Annotated in this window: 26 protein-coding genes; 12 read left to right on the top strand and 14 right to left on the bottom strand. The window is 68.8% G+C overall.

Annotated elements, in window-relative coordinates; genetic code table 11:
* Window positions 1-29 precede the first annotated feature (29 nt).
* The 4 genes from DI276_RS31620 to phnE are packed head-to-tail and all read left to right on the top strand — an operon-like array spanning window position 30 to window position 3,356.
* Complete coding sequence (locus DI276_RS31620) at window positions 30-1,082, top strand: FAD-dependent oxidoreductase (protein ID WP_112270181.1); 1,053 nt, start codon at window positions 30-32, stop codon at window positions 1,080-1,082.
* On the top strand, window positions 1,082-1,963 hold the full coding sequence (locus DI276_RS31615) for a phosphate/phosphite/phosphonate ABC transporter substrate-binding protein (protein WP_112270179.1): 882 nt from the start codon (window positions 1,082-1,084) through the stop codon (window positions 1,961-1,963). Before DI276_RS31620 ends, DI276_RS31615 begins: the two co-directional genes overlap by 1 nt.
* Complete coding sequence (locus tag DI276_RS31610) at window positions 1,963-2,574, top strand: phosphonate ABC transporter ATP-binding protein (RefSeq protein ID WP_112270176.1); 612 nt, start codon at window positions 1,963-1,965, stop codon at window positions 2,572-2,574. The genes DI276_RS31615 and DI276_RS31610 overlap by 1 nt, the downstream gene beginning before the upstream one ends.
* A gap of 47 nt (window positions 2,575-2,621) precedes the next feature.
* Window positions 2,622-3,356: a phosphonate ABC transporter, permease protein PhnE gene (gene phnE / locus DI276_RS31605; RefSeq protein ID WP_232837055.1), complete on the top strand. Its 735-nt coding sequence runs from the start codon at window positions 2,622-2,624 to the stop codon at window positions 3,354-3,356.
* On the opposite strand, the gene DI276_RS31600 is transcribed toward phnE, so the two are convergent.
* Window positions 3,274-4,782, bottom strand: coding sequence for a trypsin-like serine protease (locus DI276_RS31600; RefSeq protein ID WP_112270172.1), 1,509 nt, complete (start codon window positions 4,780-4,782; stop codon window positions 3,274-3,276). The genes phnE and DI276_RS31600 overlap by 83 nt on opposite strands.
* A 129-nt stretch (window positions 4,783-4,911) precedes the next feature.
* On the opposite strand from DI276_RS31600, the gene DI276_RS31595 reads away from it, so the two are divergent.
* From DI276_RS31595 to DI276_RS31580, 4 genes are all read left to right on the top strand, one after another.
* The gene (locus DI276_RS31595) at window positions 4,912-5,592 is read left to right on the top strand and encodes a response regulator transcription factor (RefSeq protein WP_112270170.1); all 681 of its coding nucleotides are present in this window, start codon (window positions 4,912-4,914) and stop codon (window positions 5,590-5,592) included.
* Window positions 5,589-6,962, top strand: a complete 1,374-nt coding sequence (locus tag DI276_RS31590; RefSeq protein WP_112270168.1) for a sensor histidine kinase — start codon at window positions 5,589-5,591, stop codon at window positions 6,960-6,962. The genes DI276_RS31595 and DI276_RS31590 overlap by 4 nt, the downstream gene beginning before the upstream one ends.
* Window positions 6,963-7,036: 74 nt before the next feature.
* The gene (locus DI276_RS31585; protein ID WP_112270158.1) at window positions 7,037-7,465 is read left to right on the top strand and encodes a GerMN domain-containing protein; all 429 of its coding nucleotides are present in this window, start codon (window positions 7,037-7,039) and stop codon (window positions 7,463-7,465) included.
* A gap of 9 nt (window positions 7,466-7,474) precedes the next feature.
* The gene (locus tag DI276_RS31580) at window positions 7,475-8,401 is read left to right on the top strand and encodes an o-succinylbenzoate synthase (protein ID WP_112270156.1); all 927 of its coding nucleotides are present in this window, start codon (window positions 7,475-7,477) and stop codon (window positions 8,399-8,401) included.
* Here the strand turns inward: DI276_RS31580 and DI276_RS31575 are convergent.
* The 8 genes from DI276_RS31575 to DI276_RS31540 all read right to left on the bottom strand — a co-directional run bounded on the left by DI276_RS31575 (window position 8,391) and on the right by DI276_RS31540 (window position 16,845).
* Complete coding sequence (locus tag DI276_RS31575) at window positions 8,391-9,506, bottom strand: CapA family protein (protein ID WP_112270154.1); 1,116 nt, start codon at window positions 9,504-9,506, stop codon at window positions 8,391-8,393. The genes DI276_RS31580 and DI276_RS31575 overlap by 11 nt on opposite strands.
* A gap of 5 nt (window positions 9,507-9,511) precedes the next feature.
* Entirely contained in the window at window positions 9,512-10,108 is a 597-nt protein-coding gene (locus tag DI276_RS31570) for an SRPBCC family protein (RefSeq protein ID WP_112270152.1), read from the bottom strand.
* The gene (locus tag DI276_RS31565) at window positions 10,105-10,929 is read right to left on the bottom strand and encodes an FAD binding domain-containing protein (RefSeq protein WP_112270150.1); all 825 of its coding nucleotides are present in this window, start codon (window positions 10,927-10,929) and stop codon (window positions 10,105-10,107) included. Before DI276_RS31565 ends, DI276_RS31570 begins: the two co-directional genes overlap by 4 nt.
* Complete coding sequence (locus tag DI276_RS31560; protein WP_112270148.1) at window positions 10,926-13,349, bottom strand: xanthine dehydrogenase family protein molybdopterin-binding subunit; 2,424 nt, start codon at window positions 13,347-13,349, stop codon at window positions 10,926-10,928. Before DI276_RS31560 ends, DI276_RS31565 begins: the two co-directional genes overlap by 4 nt.
* Window positions 13,346-13,879: a (2Fe-2S)-binding protein gene (locus DI276_RS31555; RefSeq protein WP_112271337.1), complete on the bottom strand. Its 534-nt coding sequence runs from the start codon at window positions 13,877-13,879 to the stop codon at window positions 13,346-13,348. Before DI276_RS31555 ends, DI276_RS31560 begins: the two co-directional genes overlap by 4 nt.
* Before the next feature lie 80 nt (window positions 13,880-13,959).
* On the bottom strand, window positions 13,960-15,051 hold the full coding sequence (locus DI276_RS31550; protein WP_112270146.1) for an XdhC family protein: 1,092 nt from the start codon (window positions 15,049-15,051) through the stop codon (window positions 13,960-13,962).
* The gene (locus tag DI276_RS31545) at window positions 15,044-16,018 is read right to left on the bottom strand and encodes a vWA domain-containing protein (RefSeq protein ID WP_112270144.1); all 975 of its coding nucleotides are present in this window, start codon (window positions 16,016-16,018) and stop codon (window positions 15,044-15,046) included. Before DI276_RS31545 ends, DI276_RS31550 begins: the two co-directional genes overlap by 8 nt.
* Window positions 16,015-16,845: an AAA family ATPase gene (locus DI276_RS31540; RefSeq protein WP_112270142.1), complete on the bottom strand. Its 831-nt coding sequence runs from the start codon at window positions 16,843-16,845 to the stop codon at window positions 16,015-16,017. Before DI276_RS31540 ends, DI276_RS31545 begins: the two co-directional genes overlap by 4 nt.
* A 31-nt stretch (window positions 16,846-16,876) precedes the next feature.
* Here DI276_RS31540 and DI276_RS31535 point away from each other — a divergent pair, with 31 nt between their 5' ends.
* Window positions 16,877-17,263 carry a VOC family protein gene (locus DI276_RS31535; RefSeq protein WP_112270130.1) on the top strand — a complete coding sequence of 129 codons (387 nt, stop codon included), beginning with the start codon at window positions 16,877-16,879 and terminating at the stop codon, window positions 17,261-17,263.
* A 95-nt stretch (window positions 17,264-17,358) separates the two neighbouring features.
* Window positions 17,359-17,589 carry a PspC domain-containing protein gene (locus tag DI276_RS31530; protein ID WP_112270128.1) on the top strand — a complete coding sequence of 77 codons (231 nt, stop codon included), beginning with the start codon at window positions 17,359-17,361 and terminating at the stop codon, window positions 17,587-17,589.
* A gap of 12 nt (window positions 17,590-17,601) precedes the next feature.
* Here DI276_RS31530 and DI276_RS31525 read toward each other — a convergent pair whose 3' ends face one another.
* The 5 genes from DI276_RS31525 to DI276_RS31505 all read right to left on the bottom strand — a co-directional run bounded on the left by DI276_RS31525 (window position 17,602) and on the right by DI276_RS31505 (window position 22,699).
* The gene (locus tag DI276_RS31525) at window positions 17,602-18,969 is read right to left on the bottom strand and encodes a beta-N-acetylhexosaminidase (RefSeq protein WP_112270126.1); all 1,368 of its coding nucleotides are present in this window, start codon (window positions 18,967-18,969) and stop codon (window positions 17,602-17,604) included.
* Complete coding sequence (locus DI276_RS31520; protein WP_232837054.1) at window positions 18,966-19,799, bottom strand: carbohydrate ABC transporter permease; 834 nt, start codon at window positions 19,797-19,799, stop codon at window positions 18,966-18,968. Before DI276_RS31520 ends, DI276_RS31525 begins: the two co-directional genes overlap by 4 nt.
* Window positions 19,796-20,680, bottom strand: coding sequence for a carbohydrate ABC transporter permease (locus DI276_RS31515; protein ID WP_112270124.1), 885 nt, complete (start codon window positions 20,678-20,680; stop codon window positions 19,796-19,798). Before DI276_RS31515 ends, DI276_RS31520 begins: the two co-directional genes overlap by 4 nt.
* A gap of 2 nt (window positions 20,681-20,682) precedes the next feature.
* Window positions 20,683-21,960: an extracellular solute-binding protein gene (locus tag DI276_RS31510; protein ID WP_112270122.1), complete on the bottom strand. Its 1,278-nt coding sequence runs from the start codon at window positions 21,958-21,960 to the stop codon at window positions 20,683-20,685.
* A 79-nt stretch (window positions 21,961-22,039) separates the two neighbouring features.
* A complete protein-coding gene (locus DI276_RS31505) occupies window positions 22,040-22,699 on the bottom strand; it encodes a copper homeostasis protein CutC (RefSeq protein ID WP_112270120.1) in 660 nt (219 codons plus the stop codon).
* A 332-nt stretch (window positions 22,700-23,031) separates the two neighbouring features.
* Between DI276_RS31505 and DI276_RS31500 the strand changes: the two genes are divergently transcribed.
* Together DI276_RS31500 and DI276_RS31495 are read left to right on the top strand one after the other, a co-directional pair.
* Complete coding sequence (locus DI276_RS31500; RefSeq protein ID WP_109631551.1) at window positions 23,032-23,637, top strand: RNA polymerase sigma factor; 606 nt, start codon at window positions 23,032-23,034, stop codon at window positions 23,635-23,637.
* 5 nt (window positions 23,638-23,642) lie between these two features.
* Complete coding sequence (locus DI276_RS31495) at window positions 23,643-24,119, top strand: carboxypeptidase regulatory-like domain-containing protein (protein ID WP_408610605.1); 477 nt, start codon at window positions 23,643-23,645, stop codon at window positions 24,117-24,119.
* Window positions 24,120-24,652: the final 533 nt, after the last annotated feature.

Here is a 24,652-nt window from a genome sequence, read left to right as displayed (position 1 = left end):
TGCTTTGACCGCCGCTCATCGTTCTTGTCATGACAAGTGTGGACCTGGTGGTCGTCGGCGCGGGCGTCGTTGGGCTCGCGCACGCTTGGCACGCGGTGCGACGAGGTCTGTCCGTCACTGTGGTCGAGCGCGACGAGCACGCGGTCGGGGCCTCCGTGCGCAACTTCGGGCACGGCTGCTTCACCGCTCAGGACGGGGTGGCCTACGAGTACGCGATGACCGCGCGCGAGGAGTGGCTGAAGCTCGCTCGCGAGGCCGACTTCTGGTTGCGTGAGTCCGGCACGGTCGTGGTCGCACGTCACGACGACGAACGCGCTGTGCTCGAAGAGTTCGCATCAGTCCGTGACATCGAGCTCACCGAAGAAGGTGCGTTCCTGCCGTTGGACATCCGCGTCAACCCGCGCGAAGCCGTGCACGCGATCGCCGCGCTACTGGCCGCACGCGGCGTCACGTTCCATTGGTCGACCAACGTGCTCACGGTCGAGCCGGGCCACGTCCGCACCACCCGCGGCACGATCAGGTGCCGCGCGGCGGTCGTCGCGGTCGGGCACGACGTCGACAGGTTCTTCCCCCACCTCGCCGACGACCACCAGATCCAACGCTGCCAGCTGCGCATGCTGCGCGTCGCACACAGCGGCGTGATCGAACCGGCCGTGCTGACCGGATTCTCGATGCTGCGCTACGACGCGTTCGCGCGGTGTCCCAGCATCGAGCAGGTCCGCGAACGGCTCACGCGTGATCATCCCGAGCTCGTCGAAGCCGGGCTGAACCTCATGTACACCCAGCTCCCCGACGGTTCGCTGACGATCGGCGACACCCACCACTACAGCCGCACGGTCGATCCCTACCGGCCGGAGCACCTCGACGACCTGGTGCTCACCGAGACGGCCCGGCTGCTCGGCGTCCCCGCGCTGCACGTCCTCGAACGCTGGCGCGGCATCTACGCATCGGCCCCGGAACCCTTCCTGACCGCGACGCCCGCTCCCCGGATCCGGGCCGTCTCGGTCACTTCAGGCATCGGCATGACCACCGCGCTCGGCCTCGCCCCTGCCGTGCTCGACGACCTCCTCCAGGAGCTGTGATGAGAGTCCTCAGCGTCGTACTCGCCGCGACACTGACCCTGACTGCTTGTGGCCCAACGAACTCCGCTTCGAGCGGTGACTGCCCGAACGGTCGCGTGCGCTTCGGCGTCGAGCCGTACGAGGCGCCAGACAAGCTCAAGCCCGCCTACGAGGTGCTCGCCAAGGCGTTGACCACCAAACTCGGCTGCGAGGTCGAGCTGCAGATCGTCGACGACTACGCGGCCGAGGTGCTGGCCATGCGCAACGGCAAGCTGGACGTAGCCCAGTTCGGGCCGCTCGGCTACGTGTTCGCCGCCCAGAAGGCCAAGGCCGAGCCGCTCGTCTCGTTCGCCGACGGCACCGGCAAGCTCACCAGCTACACCGCCGGCATCTGGGTCGCCGAGGACTCGCCCGCGCAGAAGACCGAGGACCTGGCCGGGAAGTCGCTCGCGCTGAGCAGCGTCGGTTCGGCGTCCGGCGACGCGCTGCCCCGCTACGGCTTGAAAAAGGCGAACGTGGCCGGCGTGAAGCTCGACTACGCCGGTGGCCATCCGGAAGCGATTCTCGCGCTGATCAACGGCAAGGTCGACGCCGCCGAGATCAACAGCCAGCAGCTCGCCACCGCGAAGGCCGCGGGCACGTTCGACTCCTCGAAGTTCCGCCAGATCTGGAAGTCCGAGCCGATCCCGAACGACCCGATCACCGTGCGCGGCGACCTCGACCCGGCGTTCAAGGACCGGGTGCGCAAGGCGTTGCTGGAGCTCTCGCCGGGCGACGTCGAGAAGGTCGGCGCGTTCCTCGACGTCACCCCGCCGGGACCGCTCGTGCAGGTGAACAACGACACGTACAAGGTCCTGTTCGACCTCGCGACGACGTTGGGCCTCAAGGAAGAGGACGTCTGATGCTCGCGATCCGCGGCCTGCGCAAGACGTTCGGCGGCCGCACCGTGCTGGACGGCTTCGATCTGACGGTCGAGGCCGGGGAGTTCGTGGCGCTGCTGGGGCCGAACGGCTCCGGCAAGTCCACGGCGCTGCGCTGCGTGGTCGGGCTGGAGACCCCGGACGGCGGCTCGGTCTCCGTCGACGGGAACGCCGCCATGGTGTTCCAGAAGATCCACCTCGTCGGGCGCCGCACTGCGCTGGACAACGTGTGCTCCGGCGCTCTTGGCCGGTTGCCGTTGCACCGCTCGGTGTTCTTCGGACAGGACGTCCGGGAGGAGGCCGTGCGGTGCCTGGACCGGGTCGGGCTCGCGGACCGGGTGTTGGAGCGGTGTGCCCGGCTTTCCGGTGGGCAGCAACAACGTGTGGCGATAGCGCGGGCGTTGTGCCAGCGCGCCAACGTGATCCTCGCGGACGAGCCGGTGTCGGCGTTGGACCCGCAGGCCGCCGTGCAGGTGATGGAGTTGCTGGTGGAACTGGCGAACGACGGTCTGGCCGTCGTGGCGGTGCTGCACCAGCCGGAGCTCGCGCGGACCTACGCACATCGGATCGTGGAGATGGGGGCTTTCGCATGACGATGGCGGTTCCCAAAAGGCGATGGCCGTCGTCCACGGTGTGGATCGTGGCCGCGGTTGCCGTGGTGGTGCACGTGCTTGCCTGGCAGGCCACGGAGTTCTCCCCCGCCGCGCTCATCGCGGGCTGGGAGGGCATGGCCGACTTCCTCGCCGAGTCGCTGCCACCCGATCTCTCGGTGCTCGGCAAGTCCCTCGAAGCGGCCGTGACCACCCTCTACATCGGACTGCTCGGCACCACGTTCTCCATCCCGTTCGCTTTGCTGCTGGCACTTCTGGCGTCACGAGCGACGACTTCCGCGGCCTGGGCGCAGCAGGCGGCACGTGCGGTGCTGTCGTTCCTGCGCTCGGTGCCGGACGTGGTGTTCGCGCTGATCTTCGTGACGGCCGTCGGGCTCGGTCCGTTCGCGGGCGTGCTGGCGTTGGTGTTCCACAACACCGGCGTGATGGGCAAGCTCTGGGCGGAGGCGATGGACGAGAGCGACCGCGGGCCGCGCGATGCGTTGCGGGTGACCGGCGCGTCCGGTCCGCAGATCGCTCTGCACGCGGTGCTCCCGACGGTGATGCCGTCCCTGGCAGGACTTCTGCTCTACCGGCTGGACGTGAACGTGCGGTCGTCGCTCGTGCTCGGCCTGGTCGGCGCGGGCGGGATCGGCTTCCTGATCAACCAGTCGATCAAGCTGTTCCGGTTCGACGAGATGGTCACGCACATCCTCGTGGTGCTGCTTCTGGTTGTTGTGGTCGACCAGGCTTCGGGGTTCGTGCGCAAGCGGCTAGGTGCGTGATCTGCTGGCCATAACGGGCGCCCTGGCGGACGGTCACCGTGCCGTCCGCTGCGACCTCGCAGGGGTTGTTGGCCGTGCACTGTTCGCCGTTGTCGTTGCCGGTGCTGTGCACACCGACGACGGTGCTGCCGTCGCGGAGCACGATCGGTGAGCCCGAACCGCCGTGCGACGGCTTGCATTCGGGGTCGTAGCGGTAGGCGTTGTCCTGCGTGTAGCCCTCTTCGCGCAGGTGCGGGACGACGGCGTCGATCGTGCACTTGAAGCGGTTGCCGTTGCCCGACGAGATGATGTCGACCTGCTCGCCCGGCTTGGCGGACCGACCGGCCAGCTTGAAGATCTTCACGCTCTTCGCGTGGAGCTGGGCGTAGGTCTGGCCGAGGCGGTACAGCGCGGTGTCGGTGCCGGACATGGTCGCGTGGACCAGGTGCGTCGTGTGCGCCTTGGCCTGCAGGTAGCCCTGGCGGTCGCCGATGGTCACCGGGATCTCGATCGCGACGTCCCGCAACGTCTGGCCCGGCGCGGGGCGTTCCGGGACGCAGTGGCCGTTCGTGAGCAGGAGTGCGTGATCGCTGAGCCTGGTGCGGTCGGTCTTCACCACGGACGCGGAGCAGGGACCGATCGACGCGGCGCCTTCGAGGTTCGGCACCGGGGTGTCGGGCGGGTTGATCTTGCCGGTGACGACGTCGTTGATCCAGCCCGTGAAGTGGTGGACGTCCGTGTACATGACCGGCCGGTCGTCGCCGCCGGAGCCGCTCACGATGCCGGCCATCACCCAGCGGTCGCCGTCGCGGACGAGTCCGGGGCCACCGGAGTCCATGTTCGTGGCGGCGACGCTGCCGTCCAGCGCGCCGATGCAGAGCTCGCGGTCCGCGTGGATGCCGTCGCAGGCCTGCACGGGCTGGATCACGGTGTCCGCCTCGCGCAGCTTCCGCGGGTAGCACTCGGGTGCGCGGCGGTCGCACGTCATGCCCCAGCCGAGGATGCGCGTCCTGGTGCCCTCGGCAGGGCGGACCCCTGGCAGGGCGACCGGCTTGGTCTTCGCCGGCTTCTCGAGCTTCAGCAGGCCGATGTCGCCCTCGTGGACCGGGTAGTTCGAGTAGGTGACGAACCGCTCGACGGCGATCACCTCGCCGCCGCTGCCGGCGTCCGTCGTGCCGAGCCGGACCGTCCAGTTCTTCGGGCGCCCGACCTGGGCGCCGCTGGGGTTGTTCTTGGTGCAGTGGCCCGCGGTGACGGCCCAGCTCGGGGCGACCAGCGTGACGCCGCACGTGTGGCCGTCCACGCGCGGCGAGTCGGGCCGCTGCAACGACCCGGAGAACGGGTAGGGCGCCGGTGCCTCGACGCCGCCGCGAATGGCATGGGCAGGGACGACGGTGTTGATCACCGCAGTGAGCGCGAAGATCGTCGTCAGGAGCGCTTTTCGCATGTCGCAGAGGGTTTCGGACCCGTGTCCGCGCCGGGTGATGGCTGGACAACAACTGCGCACGGAAGGTCGTTACGCAACGATGACGTCGCAAGAACGTCCTCATGAGACCCGTCCGGAAGGCTGGAGGTCATGCCGCGCGTACTGCTGATCGAGGACGACGAGGCGGTCCGAGAGGGACTGTCGCTCGCCCTGACCTACCAGGGACACACCGTGGACGCGGTGCGCACGGGCGAGGAGGGCCTCGAACTGCTGATGAGCGTCGCGCCGGACGTGGTCGTGCTGGACCTGATGCTGCCGGGCGTGGACGGGTTCGAGGTGTGCCGGCGGATCCGCGCGTCCGGTGACCTCCCGATCATCATGCTGACCGCGCGCAACGACGACATCGACGTGGTCGCGGGTCTCGAAGCGGGCGCCGACGACTACGTCGCCAAACCCGCGCAGGCCCGCGTGCTGGAGGCGCGGATCCGGGCGGTGCTGCGGCGGTCGTCCGTCGCGACGCCCGAGGTCGTGGCCGAACGCCACGGCGACCTGACGATCGACCGCGACGGGCTCGTCGTGACGCGGCTCGGGCGGCCGGTGTCGCTGGCGCCCACCGAACTGCGGTTGCTGCTGGAGCTCTCTGGCTCGCCCGGCCGCGTGATGTCGCGGCAGCAGCTGCTGGAGTCCGTGTGGGACCAGGGCTACCTCGGCGACTCGCGGCTGGTCGACGCGTGCGTGCAGCGGCTGCGTTCGAAGATCGAGGACGACCCGGCGGCTCCGGTGTACGTCCAGACCGTGCGGGGCTTCGGCTACCGGTTCGGGCCGCTGTGACGCTGCGTCTGCGGTTGCTGCTCGCCTTCGCCTTCCTGAGCGTCGTGACCGCCGTCGCGGTGTCCGGCGCCGGCTACGTGCGGGCGCGGGACGCGATCGTGCAACGGGCCCAGGACAACGCCGTCATCGAGACGACCAACCGCGTCGAGCAGCTGTACCCGTTGCCTGTCCGGCAGCCGGATACCGCGTTCCTGGAGCGCATCGCCGGCAAGGTCTCCGGACGTGAGGGGTCAGCCCTCGCGCAGGCGCGGGGTCTGTCGGCGGGCTCGATGCCCGCTTCGGTGATCACTCCTGAACTGCGGGCCCTGGTGTCGTCCGGACGCGTGGGCTGGCAGCGGGTGCCGTATGTGGGCGCGGTGTGGCTCGTCGTAGGCATGCAGGTGCGGGATTCCGGCGGCGGCGCTACCGGCATCGAGGTGTACGTGCTGCGGCCGTTCACCTCCGAGATCGAGGTCGTCGGCGAGCTCGAGCGCAACGCGTTGCTGATCGGCGGCGCCGGGCTGCTGCTGGCCCTGGGGATGGGGTTCTTCGCGGCACGCGGGGTGCTGCGGCCCGTCCGGGACCTGCGGATGGCCGCCATCCAGCTCGGGCAGGGCGACCTCGCCGCGCGGGTGCCGGTGCGGGGCAGGGACGAGCTGGCCGAGGTGGCCACGACGTTCAACAGCACGGCTGCCGCGCTGGAACACCACGTCGGCGAGCTGCGGCGGATGGAAGCCGACGCGCGGCGGTTCGTGGCTGATGTGTCGCACGAGCTGCGGACGCCGTTGGCCGCGATGACCGCGGTGACCGACGTGCTGGACGCGGAGACGGGTTCGTTGCCCGGAGTCGCCGGGCAGGCCGCCCGGTTGGTGAACCGGGAGACGCTGAACCTCACGCGGCTGGTCAACGACCTGATCGAGGTCACGCGGTTCGACTCGGGGACGGCTGCGTTGGCGCTGGACGACGTCGACGTGGCCGAGGTGGTGTCGCGGACGCTGCAGATGCGCGGGTTCGAGGTGTCGGCTTCGTTGCCGTCCGGGGTGCGGGCGCGGCTGGATCCGCGGCGGTTGGACGTGATCGTGGCGAACCTGGTGGGGAACGCGTTGCGGCACGGGGCTGCGCCGGTGACCGTGTCGCTGTCGGTTGTGGAGTCTTCCTTGGTGATCGAGGTGGCGGACTCGGGGCCCGGGCTGCCTGCGGACGTGTTGCCGCACGTGTTCGCGCGGTTCTACAAAGCCGACTCGGCTCGCGGACGGTCGGAGGGGTCGGGGCTCGGGCTGGCGATCGCCTGGGAGAACGCCCGGCTGCACGGAGGGACCTTGATCGCGGCGAACCGACCGGGTGGAGGCGCGTTGTTCACGCTTCGGTTGCCGCTGGGAGGCACGTCGTGAGGCCCAAAACTGTCGGTGCCGGCTGGGATAATGGATTCAGGGGGCCCCCCTGGAGGGGACCCTTGCGTCAGCTTGTGGTCGTTCTCCTCCTCGTCACCGGATGCGGAATCCGGCCGACCGAACCCATCCCCGGCCTGGAAGCCCCGAGCGGCCCGGTCGAGAACACCTCCCCCGCGCTCTACTGGGTGTCCGAGAGCAGGGTCGTCCCGGTCAACCGCCCCCAGGGCAGCCTGAGCGGGTTCGACGTCGTCGCCCTGCTGGCCCAAGGTCCCAACGTGCCTGAGCTGAACCGCGGCCTCACCACCGAGGTCCCGTTCGACGCCGCGCCCGCCACCGTCGAGCGCGTGGCCAACGGCCTCGAGGTCAGCATCTCCACCGACGTCTCGCTGCTCAGCAGGGCCGCGGTCCAGCAGATCGTCTGCACGTTGCTCGGCATCCAGGCCGCCGGCACGGTCAACCTGCGAGGTGGCGGCCATTCGCTCGAACTCCTCAAGTGCGCTTGAATCGCGGGCGTGCTCGCCTACTCCATCCCGATGCGCGTCCGGTTCCGCGGCATCACCGAACGCACCGGCCTGTTGATCGAAGGTCCGGCCGGGTGGGGCGAGTTCTGCCCGTTCGAGGAGTACGACGACGAAGAAGCCGTGCCCTGGCTCGCGTGTGCGCTGGAAGCCGCGCACGAAGGTTGGCCGGCACCGGTCCGCGACCGCATCCCGGTCAACTGCACGGTGCCGGTCGTCAGCCCGGATAAAGCGCACGAGATCGTCGCCAAGTCGGGCTGCCAGACCGCCAAGGTGAAGGTCGCCGAGTCCACGCTCGCAGAGGACTGCGCGCGGCTCGAAGCGGTCCGGGACGCGCTGGGGCCACAAGGCTTCGTGCGGATCGACGCGAACATGATGTGGGACGTCGACACGGCCACAAGAGCGATCAAGGCCATGGACCGGGCCGCAGCAGGCCTCCAGTACGTGGAACAACCGTGCCGCACGCTGGAAGAGCTCGCGGAAGTCCGCAAACGCGTCAACGTGCCGATCGCCGCGGACGAGTCGATCCGCAAGGCCGACGACCCGCTGAAGGTGGCCGTGGCGGGCGCGGCGGACATCGCGGTGATCAAGGTGGCGCCGCTCGGCGGAGTGCGGAAAGCCCTCGAAGTGGCCGAGGCGTGCGGGCTGCCGTGCGTGGTGTCGTCGGCGCTGGAGACGTCAGTGGGCATGGCGGCCGGCATCGCGCTGGCGGCCGCACTTCCGCAACTCGACTACGCGTGCGGGCTCGCCACGCTGCAGCTCCTCGACGGCGACGTCACGAGCAACTCGCTCACACCGAGCAACGGCTACCTGCCGGTGCCCGTCAACGCACCGGCTCCTGACCGCATCGCGGAGTTCGCGACCAGCGACGAAGCCTGGAGCAACAGGTACCACCGGGTCCTGAAGAAGATCAGGGCTTAGACCGCGAGAGCCCCTGCCCGTTCGCCCCCAGGCTGAACACCACGCCCTCGGTCCGGTTGATCGCCTCGGTCCGCCGGTCGTTCGCGGGCACCCGAGTCAGGTCCACCAGCCGGATCGGCGGCCCCAGCTCGACCAGGGTCGGCGTGTAGGACGCCTCGACCACGGACCACCCCTCCGGCCCCTGCTCGAACTTGAACCGCGCGATCACGCCTTCCTCGGTCACGCCACGCGGTTCGGCGTGCCGGGCCACCTCGTTGCCCAGCCCGTACGCGACCCACTTCTTGCCGATCTTCTCGAACGGCTGCACCACGTGCACGTGCGTGCCGATGATCAGGTCGAGGGCCGGGTCGGCCAGCAGCTGGCGGGCCAGGGCCTTCTGGTCCTCGGTGGCGGCGTGCTGGTACTCGGCGCCCCACTGCACGGACAGCACGACGACCTCGGCGCCGGCCTCACGGGCCTTGCGGGCGTCGGCGAGGATCTTGGCCGGGTTGATCTGGTTCGCGCGCCACGGCTGGGGCAGCGGGATGCCGTTGAAGCCGTACGTGAACGAGAGCTGCGCGACCTTCACCCCGCCCGCGTCGAGGATCAGCGGCGCAGCGGACTCCTCCGGCGTGCGGAACGAGCCGGTGTGCTTCAGGCCGACGGCGTCCATCGCGTCCAACGTCGTCTGGATCGCCGAGACACCGCGGTCCAGCGTGTGGTTCGAGGCGGTCGAGCAGGAGTCGTAACCGACGTCCACCAGGCCTTTCGCCACCTCGGGCGGGGCGAGGAAGGACGGGTAGCCGAAGAACGGGCCCTCCTTCTTGCCCAGCGGCACCTCGAGGTGGCACAGCGAAAGATCGGCCTTCAGGGTGTCCTTGACGCCCGCGAACAGCGGCTGGAAGTTGCGTCCTGCCTCGCCGCCGTCGGCGACGGCCTGCTCGGTCAGCGCCGGGTGGATCAGGATGTCGCCGCCCGCGGTCAGCGTGAACGAACGCGGCGGGGGCGGGCCAGAAGAAGTGGTGGTGGGAGGCGTGACGGGCGCGGAGGTGATGACCACCGGTGAGCCCGTGCACGCGGCCAGCGCGAGGCCGGTGACCAGCAGTAAAGCCGGCCACCGGACCACACGCTTCAGCGTGTCCGCCTGCGTCGCAGGATTACGAACAGCACGACGGCCACTGCTGCGGCCGCGATGGGTAGCACGCGCTTCAACACCGGAACGCCTGCCGTGTCGATCAGGTCGATCGGCTCGTCGGGGACCACTCGGAGATGCTGCTGTTGCGCCACCTCGTCAGCATCCACGGAACCCAGCGTGCTCGCCAGGCATTCCGCGAACTGGTCGACGAGCTTGCCGCTGACCTCGGCGATCAGGCCGCGACCGAGTTGCGCCGGACGGCCCGTCACGCTCAGATCCGTCTCGACCTCGACGCTGTCGCCCACTTGGAACGTGACAACAGCGGACGCCGTGCCGTTGCCGCGGGTGTCCTTGCCCGACGCTTTCAGCACCGCGCGACGCAGCACCGGGTCGATCTCCACGAACTCGCCGCTGCCCCGGTAGAGCAGCTGCACCGGACCGAGCTTGACCTTCACCTCCCCGTTGAACGTCTTGCCGTCGACCGAGGTCAGCGTGGCGCCGGGCAGGCAGGGCGCCACGCGTTCCGGGTCGAGCAGCGCCTCCCAGACCTCCTCGGCCGGGGCAGGCGCGGTGAACGAGTGCGTCAGCTTCATCCCGCTACCGCCGCCATCAGGGCCCGGTCGGTCAGCACCCGAGCCAGGTTGTCCTTGTAGCTGTCACCGGACGACGCCCGCAGAGCCGCCGACGAGATCGACTCGGCCGTGGCGGGCTGGCCCACGAGAGCGGCCTCGACGTCAGTGGCACGCACCGGACCTGCACCGACATTGGTCAGACCGACCCGAGCAGCCGCGATCGTGCCGCCGCGAACCTGCACGGCCGCCGCGACCGCGACGATCGACCACGCCTGCGCGACCCGGTTGAGCTTCTCGTAGTGCGCGCCCCAACCGGTGTACTTCGGCACCCGGACGTCGATCAGGATCTCGTCGGGAGCCAGCGCGGTCTCGAAGTAGTCGACGAAGAACTCCGACGCGGGCACCTCACGCCGCCCGGAAGGCCCGGCGATGATCATCACGGCGTCCAGCGCGAGCGCCGGCGCCAGCAGGTCGCCCGCCGGGTCCGCGTGGCACAGCGAGCCGCCGAACGTGCCGCGGTGCCGGACCTGCGGATCGGCCACCGTGTCCGTGACCAGCTTCAACAGCATCGCGTGGTCCTGGATCAGGTGGTCGCGCTGCACCTCGTAGTGCGTGGTCATGGCACCGATGAGCAACGAGTCGCCGTCGTCGCGCACGCCCGTCAGCTCGGTCAGCCCACCGATGTCGATCAACGCCGTCGGCGCGGCCAGCCGCATCCGCAGCACCGGCACGAGCGACTGCCCGCCCGCGATGATCTTGGCGTCCTCACCTTCCTGAATGAGCATCCGCACGGCTTCGTCCACACTGGACGGACACAGGTACTTGAACTCCGCCGGGATCACGACTGACCTCCCTGCGCATCGATGGAACCGAGCCCACCCGCGGCAGGTGTGGACGCATCCGCCGCGCCACCCTGCAACGCCGTCCAGACGCGTTCAGGCGACAACGGCATCTCGATGTCCCGCACGCCCAGATGCCGCACGGCGTCCAGCACGCCGTTCACCACCGCGGGCGTCGACGCGATCGTGCCCGCTTCGCCGACTCCCTTGACGCCCAACGGGTTGGACGTCGCCGGCGTCGAGGTGCGAGCGGTCATGAACGCGGGCAGATCGGCTGCGGAAGGCACCAGGTAGTCCGCGAACGTGGCCGTCGTCAGCGTGCCCATCTCGTCGTGGATGGCCTCTTCGTACAACGCCTGCGCGATGCCCTGAGCCAGCCCGCCGTGCACCTGACCGTCGACGATCAACGGGTTGACCACCGTGCCGACGTCGTCCACGGCGACGTACGACCGGATCCGGACCATGCCGGTCTGCGTGTCGACTTCCGTTGCGCACAAATGGGTTCCGTGCGGGAACGAGAAGTTGTCCGGGTCGAACGTGGCGTCGGCGTCCATGCCGGGTTCCATGCCCTCCGGCAGGTCGTGCGCCACGTGCGCGGCCAGCACGACGTCGCCCAGAGTGCGCACCGTGGAAGTGCCGCGGACGGAGAACGAACCGGTGGCGAACTCCACGTCCGCCTCGTCGCACTCCATCATGTGCGCGGCCAGCCGCCGTGCCTTCGCGAGCACCTTGTCCGCCGCGTGCACCAGCGCGGTGCCACCTACCGCCAGCGAACGCGAGCCGTAGGAGTCCATGCCCCGGTGCGACGAGGCCGTGTCGCCGTGCAGCACCTCGACGTCCTCGAACGGCACACCCAGTCGGTCGGCGACGATCTGCGACCACACCGTCTCGTGGCCCTGCCCGTGCGGCGAGGTCCCGGTGATCACCTCGACCTTGCCGGTGGGCAGCATGCGGATCGACGCGGACTCCCAACCGCCTGCGGCATAACGCAAAGCGCCCAGCACGCGGGACGGTGCGAGGCCGCACATCTCGGTGTAGGTGGAAATTCCGATGCCGATCTGCACCGGGTCACGAGAAGAACGACGCCGTTGCTGTTCCTCGCGCAGCGCCTCGTAGTCGAACAGCTCCATCGCACGGGCCGTCGCGGCCTCGTAGTTGCCGGAGTCGTAGGTCATCCCGGCGACCGTGGTGAACGGGAACTCCTCGTGCTTGATCCAGTTCAACTCGCGGACCCGCATCGGGTCCATGTCCAGCTCGACCGCGAGCTCGTCCATCATCCGCTCGATCGCGAACGTCGCCTCGGGCCGTCCGGCACCGCGATAGGCGTCCGTGGGCACCTTGTTCGTGAACACGTTGGTGCACACGAACCGGTAGGCCGCGAACTTGTAGATCGCGTTGAACATGAACGCGCCCAGGATCGGGATGCCCGGCGTGACCAGCCGCAGGTACGCGCCCATGTCGGCGAGCAGCTCGACCTTCAGGCCGGTCACCGTGCCGTCGCGGCGGGCGGACAGGGTGATCTTCTGGATCTGGTCGCGGCCGTGGTGCGCGGACAGCATCGACTCGGTGCGCGACTCGGTCCACTTCACCGGACGGCCCATCCGCCGCGCGACCAGCAGGCAGAGCAGCTCCTCCGGCGTGACCTGGAGCTTGCCGCCGAACCCGCCGCCGACGTCCGGCGCGATGACGCGGATCTTGTGCTCGGCGATGCCCGTGACGGCCGAGAGCATCCAGCGCAGGATGTGCGGGATCTGCGTTGCCGACCAGACCGTGAACATGCCGGCGCTCGGGTCGACGACGACCGAACGCGGTTCCATGAACGACGGGATCAGCCGCTGCTGCCGGAACGTCCGCTCCAGCACGACCTCGGCGGACGCGATCTCGTCCTCGACGTTGGTGCCGCTGCCGGCTTCCGCCGAGTCGAGCACCCAGGTCGCGCACTTGTTCGTGCCGAGATCGGGATGTACGAGATCCTGGTCCTGGAGGGCTTCTTCCAGGTCGAGCACGACCGGCAGCTCGTCGTAGTCGACGTCGATCGCGGCCAGCGCGTCCGCCGCGCGATACGCGTTGTCGGCGATCACCAGAGCGACGGCCTCACCGGCGAAGTTGACCTGGTCCACGGCCAGCGCGGGCGCGGCCGGTGCCTTCATGTCCTCCGTGATCGGCCACGCACACGGCAGCGAACCCTGCTCGGCGGCCAGGTCCTCACCGGTGAGGACGATCGCGACGCCGGGCATCGCGGTCGCGCGGCTGCAGTCGATGTGGCGGATGCGGGCGTGTGCGACGGGACTGCGCAGCACGGCCATGTGCAGCATGCCGGTCAGCTGGATGTTGTCGGTCCACGTGGTCTGGCCGGTGATCAGCCGGGCGTCTTCCTTGCGGAGCCGGGCCTTGCCGACTTCCGGCTCGGCGGTGGCGGTCATTCGCCACCTACCGGTTGTTGCGCGGTGACATGTTCATCGCTGTGCTGTTCGATCTTCGGACCGGCGCCCGGCTTCATCCGCTGAGCGGCGTCCTGGACCGCACGAACGATGTTCTGGTAGCCCGTGCAGCGGCAGAGGTTGCCCTCCAGGCCCTTCCGCACGGTCTCGTCGTCGGGATCCGACTCGTCGGCGAGCAGGTCGATCGCCTGCATGATCATGCCGGGGGTGCAGAAACCGCACTGCAGCGCGTGGTTGTTGCGGAACGCCTCCTGCACCGGGTGCAGCTTGCCGTCGCGGGCGAGGCCTTCGATCGTGGTGACCTCGTGCCCGTTCGCCTGCACGGCGAACATCTGGCACGACTTGATGCTGTGACCGTCGAGGTGCACCGTGCAGGCCCCGCAGTTGCCGGTGTCGCAGCCGACGACGGTGCCGGTCTTGCCCAAACGCTCCCGCAGGTAGTGGACGAGCAGGAGGCGGGCCTCGACCTCGTCGGCGTAAGTCACTCCGTCGACGTTGACCGAGATCTTCATCAACCCTCCCAGGGGGTGGTGGGCCATTGGTGACGAGGGTCACCTCAGCCTCCTCCCCGTTCCCAGGTTCAACAACACGATCAGTGGTGGATCGATTCACCAAGATCGACCAGGCGCCGGCCGGATCCGTTCCACCGCAAGGAAATGATCTCGGCGGCGATCGACACCGCGGTCTCCTCCGGTGTCCTGGCACCCAGATCCAGGCCGATCGGCGACGCCAGCTGTGCGAGCTCGCTCTCGGTCAAACCCGCTTCCCGCAACCGTTGCAACCGATCTTCGTGCGTACGGCGGGACCCCATCGCCCCGACGTAGCCGACCTTGAGCCGCAACGCGACCTCCAGCAGCGGCACGTCGAACTTCGGGTCGTGCGTGAGCACCGCGATCACCGTGCGTTCATCCAATTTGGACGCTTCAGCCTCCAGGTACCGGTGTGGCCAGGCCACGACGACCTCGTCCGCCTCCGGAAAACGGCTGCGGGTGGCGAAAACCGGCCGCGCGTCGCAGACCGTCACGCGGTAGCCCAGGAACGCGCCGAGCCGAGCCATCGCGGCGGCGAAGTCGATCGCACCGAACACCAGCATGCGCGGCGGCGGCTCGAACGAGTTCACGAAGACGCTCATGCCCTCACCACGGCGCTGGCCGTCCGGGCCGTACGCCAGCACTCCGCTGCGTCCGGACGCCAGCATGCCGCGCGCGTCGTCGGTGACGGCGTCGTCGATCCGCGCAGACCCGAGGCTGCCAGCTCGACGGTCCGGCCAGATGACCATCCGCCGGCCGATGCCGTCCGGGTGCTCGATCACGGTCGCGACGGCCACCGGCTGCTCGGCCCGCACAGTCTCAACTACCTCGCTGAGCTGCGAAAACGAGTCGGCGTCGATCTTCTCGACGTAGATGTCGATGATTCCGCCGCAGGTCAGCCCGACCGCGAACGCGTCGTCGTCGCTCACCCCGTACCGCTGGAGAACCGGCTCGTCGGTGGACTGCGCGAGGTCGTAGACAGCGCCCTCGACGCACCCGCCGGAGACGCTGCCGACCGCCTCGCCGTCCTGCGTCACGAGCATCGCCGCACCCGCCGGCCGCGGCGCTGAACTGAAGGTCGCGACGACGGTGCCGACGCCGACGGTCTCGCCGTTCGCCACCCGATCCGCGAGGTCGAACAGGACATCACGCATTGCGCACTTCCTTCAGCAGCTCTTCCAAGGCGTGCACGCTGTGGCCGGCGACCATCCGGTCGACGTGCGGGAGCGCGGCCAGCACGCCCTGCTGGACCGGCCGGTAGCCGGACTTGCCCGCGTGCGGGTTGGCCCAGATGACCTGGTGACTCACCCGTCTCAGCCTCGCCATCTCGGCCGCCAGCAGGGTTGGGTCGCCCCGCTCCCAGCCGTCGCTGAACAGCACGACCACCGCACCTCGTTGCCGCCACTGCTGGTTGAACCGCCGCAGCGCCTCACCTAGCCGCGTGCCGCCCTCGTAGTCCGGGATGGCCCGGCCGGCGGCCCGCAACGCACGTTCCGGGTCGCGTTCCTTGAGCTGCCTGGTCACGCGGGTGAGCCGGGTGCCGATCGTGCGCACCTCGACGGGCATGGCGTGCGCGATGACGTGCGCGAACCGCAGCAGCGCGTCGGAGTAGGCGGCCATCGAGCCGGAGACGTCGATCAGCAGCACCAGTCTGCGAGCCTTCACGCCTCGCCTGCGGTGCCGTGGCAGGGCGATCTCCCCGCCGATCTCGATCATCGCGCGGACGGTTCTGGCCAGGTCCATGCGGCCACGGCGGGCCTTGCGGAGCCTGCGCGACCGTCGGCGTGGCGGGAGTGGCTTCAAGCGGGCCAGCAACGGTGCCGCGTTGAACTCGGAGATGTCCTTGTGGCGCAGCACCTCCACGTCGGAGGCCGCGACGCCGACGGTGACCGAGTCGAGCTCGATCGTCGTGCGCGGACGTGGTGGCGTGCCGCCGAAGTACGCCCGGTACGCGGCGTCGTAGCGCGGCAGGTCGTCCGGGTCGGCGCAGAGCGTGAGGCGCCCGGCCCAGTAGAGGTCGACGTGCGCGGTGGCCTGCAGGTACGCCTGGACGCGATCGGGCCCGCACTGGAGTCCCGCGCCCCGCAGGACGCGCGTGAACCCCACGCAGGCTTCGGTCACCCCACGATTGTGCTCCCGATGACGCGATCCGCGTCCTCGCGGTACTTCAGCACGGCACCGAGCGTCGACGCGTCCGGTTCGGTCCGTCCCAGCGCCTGGAGTGCACGCGCCCAGTCGAGCGACTCGGCCACACCGGGCGGCTTCATCAGGTCGAGCCCGCGCATCTTCCGCACGGCCTCCGCGACCTGCTGCGCGAGCCGTTCGTCCAGGCCGGGCAGGGTGCGGCGGAGGATCGCGACCTCCCGCTCCAGTGACGGGTGCTCCAGCCAGTGGTAGAGGCAGCGGCGCTTCAACGCGTCGTGCACCTCGCGGGTCCGGTTCGAGGTCAGCACGGTGAGCGGCGGCGTGGAGGCCCTGATCTCGCCGAACTCCGGGATGCTGACCGCGTTCTCCGAGAGCACTTCGAGCAGGAACGCCTCGAACTCGTCGTCCGCCCGGTCGATCTCGTCCACGAGCAGCACGCACGGTGCGCTCTCCAACGCCTGCAGCAACGGCCTGGCCAGCAGGAACCGTCGCGTGTAGAGGGAGGCCTCGTCGACCTCGCCCCGGGTTTCGAGGACCCGCAGGTGCATGAGCTGGCGCGGGTAGTCCCAGTCGTACAGCGCCTGCGTGGCGTCGATGCCCTCGTGGCACTGGAGGCGGATCAGCGGGACGTCCATCGACTTGGCCAACGCCAGTGCGAGCGAGGTCTTGCCGGTGCCCGGTTCGCCTTCGAGGAACAGCGGCCGGCCCATCGCGACCGCGAGGAACGCCGCCGTGGCGATGCCGCCGTCCGGCAGATATCCCGCGCGGTCGAGCCCTGACGCCAGTTCCTCAGGGGACTCCATGACGTCAGATTAGGCCCTTTAGGGTGAGTGCATGGGGTCAGTGAAACAGGTCCAGGTCACCTTCGACTGCGCGGAACCGGTGCGCGTCGGCAAGTTCTGGTGCGAGGTGCTGGGGTACGTCGGTCCGGCCGACCACGACGACGACTCGTGGTACGCGGCCAGCGATCCGTCCGGGGTGGGGCCGCGGCTGTTCTTCCAGCGCGTGCCCGAGGGCAAGATCGTCAAGAACCGGGTGCACCTCGACGTGCGGGTCGGCACCGGGCTGGTGGGCCAGGAGCGCCTCGACGCGCTAGAAGCCGAGTGCGCTCGGCTGCTGCCGCTCGGCGCGGTGCGCGGGCAGCTGCTGCTCGCCGACGGCGTCAACGAGTCGTGCCTCAACATGCAGGACGTCGAGGGCAACGAGTTCTGCCTCGACTGAGACATCTCTGGGCCCTGAGGATCCGGCCCGGAATCAGGGTCGGGTTCCGGGTGGTCACCGATGTGGCGGGGCTGCGTTTCGGCGAACCTTGAGCCATGACGAACAACGTGCTCAACGAAGCCACTGACCAGGTCAAGAAGCTCCGCCGCAGCCGGAGCGACAAGATGATCGCCGGTGTCTGCGGCGGCGTGGCCAAGATGATCGGGGTGGACGCCGCGATCCTGCGGATCATCCTGGTGGCGGCGACGCTGCTCGGGTTCGGCACCGGCGCGATCCTCTACGTCGCCGCCTGGATCCTCATGCCCGAGGAAGACGCTGCCGTGTAGACCAGGGCGTGATCACCGTGGCAAACCAGGAATCCCAGGTAGTCGTTGCCAGGGGTGGGGACCAGTGAGGGGCCGGTACTCCACCCCCAAGGCGTCGAGCCTGGGCAGATGGTGTTCCTCGAGCCGTTGCACGAAGTTCGGATCCTTCTCCGCCGGGGACCACACGACCTCGGCGAACGCGGCCAGCCTCGGGAACGCCGCGTAGTCCACCCGCCGGGCCGAGTCGAGGTGCTCGGTCCAGATGTTCGCCTGCGCCCCCAGCAACCGGCCGGGTTCTTCGCCGGTGAGCCCAGCGGGCACCGGTTCCCACCCGTAGATCTTCTCCAGCGTGGTCACCGTGCCCACCGGAATCGGCTCGTCCGGCGACTCCGACTGCCGGTAGTCCAGGTACACGAACTCCTCGGGGCACATCACCACGTCGTGGCCCTCGCGCAACGCCGTGACGCCGCCGGCGACACCGCGCCACGACGCGACGATCGTGCCCGCCGGGAGTGGGCCCGACTCCATGACCTCGTCCCACCCGTACGGCCGTCGCCCGGCGCGCAAGACGTGCTCGGCGATCGCGCGGACCAGTTCGCCCTCGTGGCCGGGCGCCTCGTCGCCGCCGAGCCCGATGACCTCGCCGGGGAACACGTCCATCAGCTCGTCGAACACGTTCCGGTAGAAGTCCGCAGTGGACTCTGCCGTGTTCAGCACGCGTTCGTTGATACCCCAGTCCGTCCAGACTCCGCCGCCGTGCACACCGAGCTCCGGGTACGCCGCGATGGCCGCCTGCGAGTGGCCGGGGATGTCGATCTCCGGGACCACCGCGATGTGCCGCTGCCGCGCGTACTCGACGATCTCCCGCAGGTCGTCCTGGGTGTAGAAACCGCCGTGCGGACGGCCTTTCATGCCCGCCGAGCGCCGGTCGCCGAACCGCGAGTCCTCCCGCCACGACCCGATCTCGGTGAGCTTCGGGTAGCGCTTGGACTCGAAGCGCCAGCCCTGGTCGTCGGTCAGGTGCAGGTGCAGGACGTTGAGCTTGTGCGCGGACAGCAGCTCGACCCACCGCAGCACCTCGCGCTTGGGCAGGAAGTGCCGTGCCACGTCGAGCATCACGCCCCGCCACTCGAACCGCGGGTGGTCGACGATCTCGCAGGCGGGGATGACCGCCGGTCTGTCCCCCGCGACGCGGAACGCCTGCGGACCGAGCAGCTGCCGCAGGGTCTGCAGCGCGTTCATCTCGCCGGCCGCGTCGTGCGCCTCGATCAGCACGCCGTCGTCGGACGAGAGCAGCCGATAGCCACCGGGCGGGCCGTCGACGAGCACCGTCTCCCAGCCCTGGTAGGCACAGAGTTTTCCGCCGTCCACATAGGACACGGGGCGCGGGAGGAGGTTCATCCCTTCACCGCCCCGGCCAGTCCGGACACCAGGCGGCGCTGCACGAGCATGAAGAAGATGAGCACGGGGATGGTCATCAGGGTGGAGCCCGCCATGATCGCGCCCCAATCGTTCTGGTCGGGTTTGACGAACACCTGGAGAGCCAGCGGCAGGGTCTGGTTCTCCACGGCCGAGATGATGAACGTCTTGGCGAACAGGAAGTCGTTCCAGGCGTGGATGAACGACAGCACCGACGTCGCCACCAGGCCGGGCGCGACGAGCGGGAACAGCACCTGCCAGAGGAACCGGAACCGCGAGGCGCCGTCGAGGGTGGCGGCCTCCTCCAGCTCCACCGGCACCGCCGCGACGAACCCGCGCAGCATCCAGATCGCGAACGGCAGGCTGAACGCCAGGTGCACCAGCACGAGCGAGCCGAGGTGGTTCAGGCCGAACGCCGGCACGCTGTCGCCCACCGACCGCATCAGGAAGAACAGCGGCACGGTCAACGCCTCGACCGGCACCATCTGCACGACCAGCAACATGATCAGCAACGTCGTCCGACAGCGGAACCGGAACCGGGTCAGCGCCGTGGCGGCCAGGAACGAGATGAGAATGCTGAGCGCCACCACGATCAGCGCGACGACCACGCTGTTCAGGAAGTAGCGCCCGAAGTTCGCGACGGTCAGCGCCCGCGTGAAGCTGTCCAGCGTGGGCCGGGTCGTCCACGGCACCGGGTCGGCCGAGATGATCTCGTCCTCCGGCTTGAACGCACTCAGCACCATCCAGAACAGCGGGAACGCCACGACCGCGGCGACGACGAGGACGAACGCCTCGGTGATCCAGCGCCTCACAGGACCTCCCCGGACCGGCGCAGTGCGCGCAGGTAGAACAACGTGATCGCCAGCAGCAGCACGGTCATCACGACCCCGATCGCCGCGCCCAGGCCGTACTCGGACGCCGCGAACGCCTGCTGGTAGGCGTAGACGTTGAGCACGAGGTTGCGCCCGGCGATGCCACCACCGTTGGTCATCACGTAGATCTGCGTGAACACCTTGAAGTCCCAGATGATCGACTGGATCGTCACCACGAGGATGATCGGCCGCAGCAACGGCAGGGTGACGCTCCAGGCCGTCCGGAACGCCGATGCGCCGTCCAGTGCCGCCGCCTCCAGCACCTCGCCCGGAATCGCCTTGATGCCCGCGTAGAGCGTCACCATGACGAACGGGAACGAGCACCAGATCACCTGTGCCGCAACGAGTCCGAACGCCGTCCACTTGTCGAACGTCCAGGAGAAGCCCTGGATGCCGAGCACCTCGTTGACGAACCCGAAGTTCGCGTCGAACAGGAAGAGCCAGATCGTCGAGCCGGCGACGGCGGGCGTGGACCACGCGCCGAGCGCCGCCAGGAACAACGTCATCCGCACCCAGGTCCGGACGCGCGTGGCCAGGATTGCGAGGAATGCGCCCACAAGCAGCGTGCCGACCACGCAGACCGCCGCGAACGCGACGGTCTGCCCGAGCACCGTCCAGAACTGCTGGCTCCCCAACAGGTTCTGGTAGTTCCCGAGGCCCAGGAAGGTGAGCGGCGCTCCACCGCTCACCTGCTCCTGGCCGTAGTCGTAGAGCGAGATGAGCACCAGCTGGTAGATCGGGTAGGCCAGCAGGCCGCCCAGGACCAGCAGCGCTGGAGTCAGGTAGGCGAACGCGGTCCGCCCCTGACCTTTGGCCGTCATGCTCACGATGCGAAGGCCGCGTTCATCGTTTTGGCGGCGTCGGCGGTGGCCGTGTCGACGTTCTTCGCGCCGGTGACGACCTCCTGGATCATCGTCGGCACCACGGTCTGCGCCTCGATCTTCGCCCACGCCGGCGTGACGGGAACGAACTTCGTGCCGGACTGCAGCGTCTTCGTGAACGGCTCCAGGAACTTGTCGGAGTCGCTGACCTGCTTCTGCACGTCTGCGAAGGTCGGCAGGTTGCCCATCGCCGTGTACATCTTCTGCTGGTACTTCTTCGACGCGAGCAGCTGCACGAACTCGTTCGAGAGCGTCTTGCGCTGGGTACCCTTCAGGACGCCGAGCAGGTTGCCGCCGGCGAACGCGGGTGCGATCGAGCCCGCGGTCTTGCCGGGCAGCGGCACGACGCCGTACTTGCCGGCCGCACTCGACGCGTCGACGGACTTGCGGTTGAAGTCGCCGCCGATGGTCATCGCGGCCTTGCCCGCGCGGAACTGCTCGACGCTCGCGTCACCGCCGTTGCCCGCGCAGGTGGCCGGCGGGCAGATGTCGTCCTTGATCAGCTCGGTGTACTTGGTGACACCGGCCTTGGCCTCGGCGCTGTCGATCGCGGCGGTGAACTTGCCGCCGTCCTGCTTGGCGAGGTCGCCCCCCTGCGCCCAGATGAACGGCAGCGCGGCGAACAGGTACTTGCCGCCGGCGGAGATGCCGATCAGCTCGGGCTTGCGCTGCCTGATCTGGCGGGCCAGCGGTGCGATCTCGTCGAGCGTCGTAGGCGGCTTGAGGCCGAGCTCGGTGAAGACGTCGGTGCGGTAGTAGAGCGCGCGGACGCCGACGAACCACGGCACGCCGTACGTCTTGCCGTCGACCTTGGCCGTGTCCAGGATCGTCGGAACCAGGTCCTTGGACTCGCTCCAACTGCTGAGGTCGAGCTCGGAGAACCCGCCCGCGGAGACGTAACCCGCGAGGTCGGTGTTGCCGAACTCGGCGACGTCCGGCGCGCTCTTCGGGTCACTGAAGGCGGCTTTGAAACGCTCCGCCCGGCTGGACACCTGGATGTACTGCACGTCGACGGTGACGCCGCTGTGCTTGCCCTGGAACTCGGTGATCGCCTCCTTCACCACGGCTTCCTTGGGCCCCCGGTTGACCTCGTCGAACAGCCAGACCCGCAGCTGTCCGGTCTTCTCGTCGGTGCTGGTGTTCGTCGGTCCGGACTGCACCGGTGCGCAGGCGACCACCGCGCCCACGCCCAGCACGGCCACGAGTGTCTTCAGCCTCATCGCGCCCTCCGCATTGCACATGTTGCAACGGCCATTTCACAGGAAGCAACGTGACTGTAGAACGGTCCAGGGCAAGGGTCTAGACCAGACGACTGACCCATTCCCGAACTGATGCGCTGGCGACCGGCTCGTCCCACCCTCCAGGCCGGACCGCGCTGCCGACGTGGAAGCCCGTCACGCCCGCTGCCAGCAGTTCTGCGACGTGGTGCTGCTGGAGGCCGCCACCGACGAGCAACGCGGGCGGCGCCTGACCGACGAGCTTCTTCAGGTTCTCCATGCCGTCTGCGACGCCCTTGGCGCTGCCGGCGGCGAGAACGGTGTCGCAACCGAGGGTCTGCACGGTGGCCCACGAGCGGAAGACGTCGTTGGAGTTGTCGAGCGCGCGGTGGAACGTCCACCCGCAGCCCTCCAGCTCGGCGACGAGGTTGAGCGTGACGCCCTCGTCGATCTCGTTTTCGGCGTCGAGGAAGCCGAGCACGAACTCGGTCGCGCCCGCCTCCCGCAGCTCCCACGCCTGCCGGCGCAGCTGCTTGAGGTTGCCGGGCGCGAAGCCATTGGCGTCCCTGAGCATCACGCGGATCGGGATGTCGACGGCCTTCCGCACCTCTTTGAAGGTGGCGATCGACGGCGTGAGCCCGTCCGAGGCCATGTCCGCGACGAGTTCCAGGCGGTGCGCGCCACCCTCCTGAGCAGCCACGGCGTCCTTCGCGTTCAGTGCGATCACTTCGAGAATCGGCATGGTCTAGACCATAGCTTTTGCCGGGAACGAGGCAATCGATTCGTGCGTCCGAGATGTATCTGCTCGCCTCAGTTCCGCTCCTACTGAGTAACGCATTGTTCAGGCGTGGAGTGAGCGTCAGCCGGTTCGAGGGGTGCCGGCTGGCGCAAGCTCCCACTACTGGCGGCCCGTGATCCGGAGGGGGAATCACGGGCCGCTGGCGTACTCGGAGGAAGATGAGGTCGACTGCGGCGGCATACTGCTCCATTCGAGTGAATTTTGTATCTACCGCCCAGTTAGCCCTTCATGAGTTGGCGGACGGCGCTGACAGGGCGGCCGATCGGAGGTGCTGCGTGGACGAGCTGCACACGGCGGATGACCGTCCGCCGTGGGACGGACTTGAAGGCACCGAACGGCACGCGGTGTGTGTGGCAGCCGCGCGCGAAGGCAACCGCGACGCACTGGACGTCCTGGTGACCGAGCTGACCCCACTGCTGTGGCACGTGGCCCGCGGCCAGGGCCTGGACCGAGCCGCGGCGGAAGACGTCGTGCAAACGGTGTGGCTCGCGTTCTTGAAGAACATCGAGAACATCAACGAGCCCAAAGCCCTGGTCGGCTACCTGGTGGTCACAACGAGGCGTGAAGCACGCCGAACCTGGACACCCAACAAGCGTGAGACGCACCTGTCCGACGAATACGCCGAACAGCTCGAGTCCGACACCGGCCTGCCCGAGGACGTGACGCTGATGGACGACCGCGACCGCAGGCTGTGGCTCGCGTTCGGCCGCCTCACCACGAGGTGCCAGGAACTGCTCCGGCTAACCGTGCTCGCGGGTCGCGCCGAGTACCGAGCAGTCGCCGAGGCACTCGCCATGCCCCACGGCAGCATCGGTCCGACCAGGGGACGGTGCCTGACACTGCTGCGCAACTACCTGGAGACGGAAGGAGGATCGCGGTGAACGAGATCGACCCGCGCGACGACCGCAGGGGCCTTGAGGACACCGCCGTCCTCTCCGAACTGAACAGGCTGGTCGACGAGCTCGACCCACCCCCAACCGACCTGGTGGACCGGATCAAGTTCGCGATCGCTCTGGAATCCCTCGACGTGGAAGTCGCGCGGTGGGAACGAGCGGGCTCGTTCGCGGGCGTGCGCGGCGGCCAGACCGGCACGATCACGTTCACCGTCGACAACCTCACGCTGATGGTGAACTTCACCTCGACCGGGTCCCGACATCGAATCGACGGCTGGCTGGTGCCGGCCGGGGAGCACACGGTCGAGGTCCGGGTTGCCGATCACAAGTCTTCGACGACTCGGGCGGACGACGGTGGGCGGTTCGTGCTGCCTGACGTGCCGACCGGGACCACGCAGATTCTGGTGCACCTGGTGGACTCGCGCGGGGAGCCTGGGCGGACCGTGGTGACGCCAACGATCATGCTGTGATGTTTTGACGGGCTGACTGGGGTTTCCTGGGGTTGTGCGGTTGCGTTCCAGCGTGGTTGCTTGGGTGGCCTGACGGGCTTTGGTTGCGTCATCGCCGCTTCGCGACGATCGCGATTGGGGCTTGACTTCGGGGCCCTTTCGAGGCGCTGCGTCGGGCGGAAAAGGACGGATGCTTCGCAGCCGTCCGATCCGCGAAACGGTAGCACCTCGACCCCGAAGTCAAGCCCCAATCGCAGGCGTGCGTGGTTGCGTCGAGTTGTTTAGCGTGCGGTCATTACCGCTTACCCGATGACGCATTGCCCTGTCCGGCTCGCTACGCATCGCCACACGGGGTTGCCTTCGGCCCGCGTTGCCATAGGAGCATCGGCTCGGCTTCGCTATCGCCGCTTGCCTTCGGCTTCGCGAGATATAGATGGAATCCTCGTGGCTCGCTCCCGGAATGGCGCCAGCGGGTATCGCCGACGTCCATTGCGGGCGAGCCAGTGGGCCCGCCCGTCATGCCGCTGCGGTGTGGAGGAGATTGCGTCTCGGCC

It is taken from the genome of Lentzea terrae (assembly GCF_003265345.1).
GTDB classification, from domain to species: Bacteria; Actinomycetota; Actinomycetes; order Mycobacteriales; family Pseudonocardiaceae; genus Lentzea; species Lentzea terrae.
This window is presented reverse-complemented; position numbering and strand designations above follow the sequence as displayed.

Bases quoted from the DNA above. Each gene is read 5' to 3' on its own strand.
- DI276_RS31620 (WP_112270181.1), top strand. From the start codon at position 30: ATGACAAGTGTGGACCTGGTGGTCGTCGGCGCGGGCGTCGTTGGGCTC.
- DI276_RS31615 (WP_112270179.1), top strand. From the start codon at position 1,082: ATGAGAGTCCTCAGCGTCGTACTCGCCGCGACACTGACCCTGACTGCT.
- DI276_RS31610 (WP_112270176.1), top strand. From the start codon at position 1,963: ATGCTCGCGATCCGCGGCCTGCGCAAGACGTTCGGCGGCCGCACCGTG.
- DI276_RS31600 (WP_112270172.1), bottom strand. From the start codon at position 4,782: ATGCGAAAAGCGCTCCTGACGACGATCTTCGCGCTCACTGCGGTGATC.
- DI276_RS31595 (WP_112270170.1), top strand. From the start codon at position 4,912: ATGCCGCGCGTACTGCTGATCGAGGACGACGAGGCGGTCCGAGAGGGA.
- DI276_RS31570 (WP_112270152.1), bottom strand. From the start codon at position 10,108: ATGAAGCTGACGCACTCGTTCACCGCGCCTGCCCCGGCCGAGGAGGTC.
- DI276_RS31560 (WP_112270148.1), bottom strand. From the start codon at position 13,349: ATGACCGCCACCGCCGAGCCGGAAGTCGGCAAGGCCCGGCTCCGCAAG.
- DI276_RS31555 (WP_112271337.1), bottom strand. From the start codon at position 13,879: ATGAAGATCTCGGTCAACGTCGACGGAGTGACTTACGCCGACGAGGTC.
- DI276_RS31550 (WP_112270146.1), bottom strand. From the start codon at position 15,051: ATGCGTGATGTCCTGTTCGACCTCGCGGATCGGGTGGCGAACGGCGAG.
- DI276_RS31540 (WP_112270142.1), bottom strand. From the start codon at position 16,845: ATGGAGTCCCCTGAGGAACTGGCGTCAGGGCTCGACCGCGCGGGATAT.
- DI276_RS31535 (WP_112270130.1), top strand. From the start codon at position 16,877: ATGGGGTCAGTGAAACAGGTCCAGGTCACCTTCGACTGCGCGGAACCG.
- DI276_RS31530 (WP_112270128.1), top strand. From the start codon at position 17,359: ATGACGAACAACGTGCTCAACGAAGCCACTGACCAGGTCAAGAAGCTC.
- DI276_RS31525 (WP_112270126.1), bottom strand. From the start codon at position 18,969: ATGAACCTCCTCCCGCGCCCCGTGTCCTATGTGGACGGCGGAAAACTC.
- DI276_RS31515 (WP_112270124.1), bottom strand. From the start codon at position 20,680: ATGACGGCCAAAGGTCAGGGGCGGACCGCGTTCGCCTACCTGACTCCA.
- DI276_RS31510 (WP_112270122.1), bottom strand. From the start codon at position 21,960: ATGAGGCTGAAGACACTCGTGGCCGTGCTGGGCGTGGGCGCGGTGGTC.
- DI276_RS31505 (WP_112270120.1), bottom strand. From the start codon at position 22,699: ATGCCGATTCTCGAAGTGATCGCACTGAACGCGAAGGACGCCGTGGCT.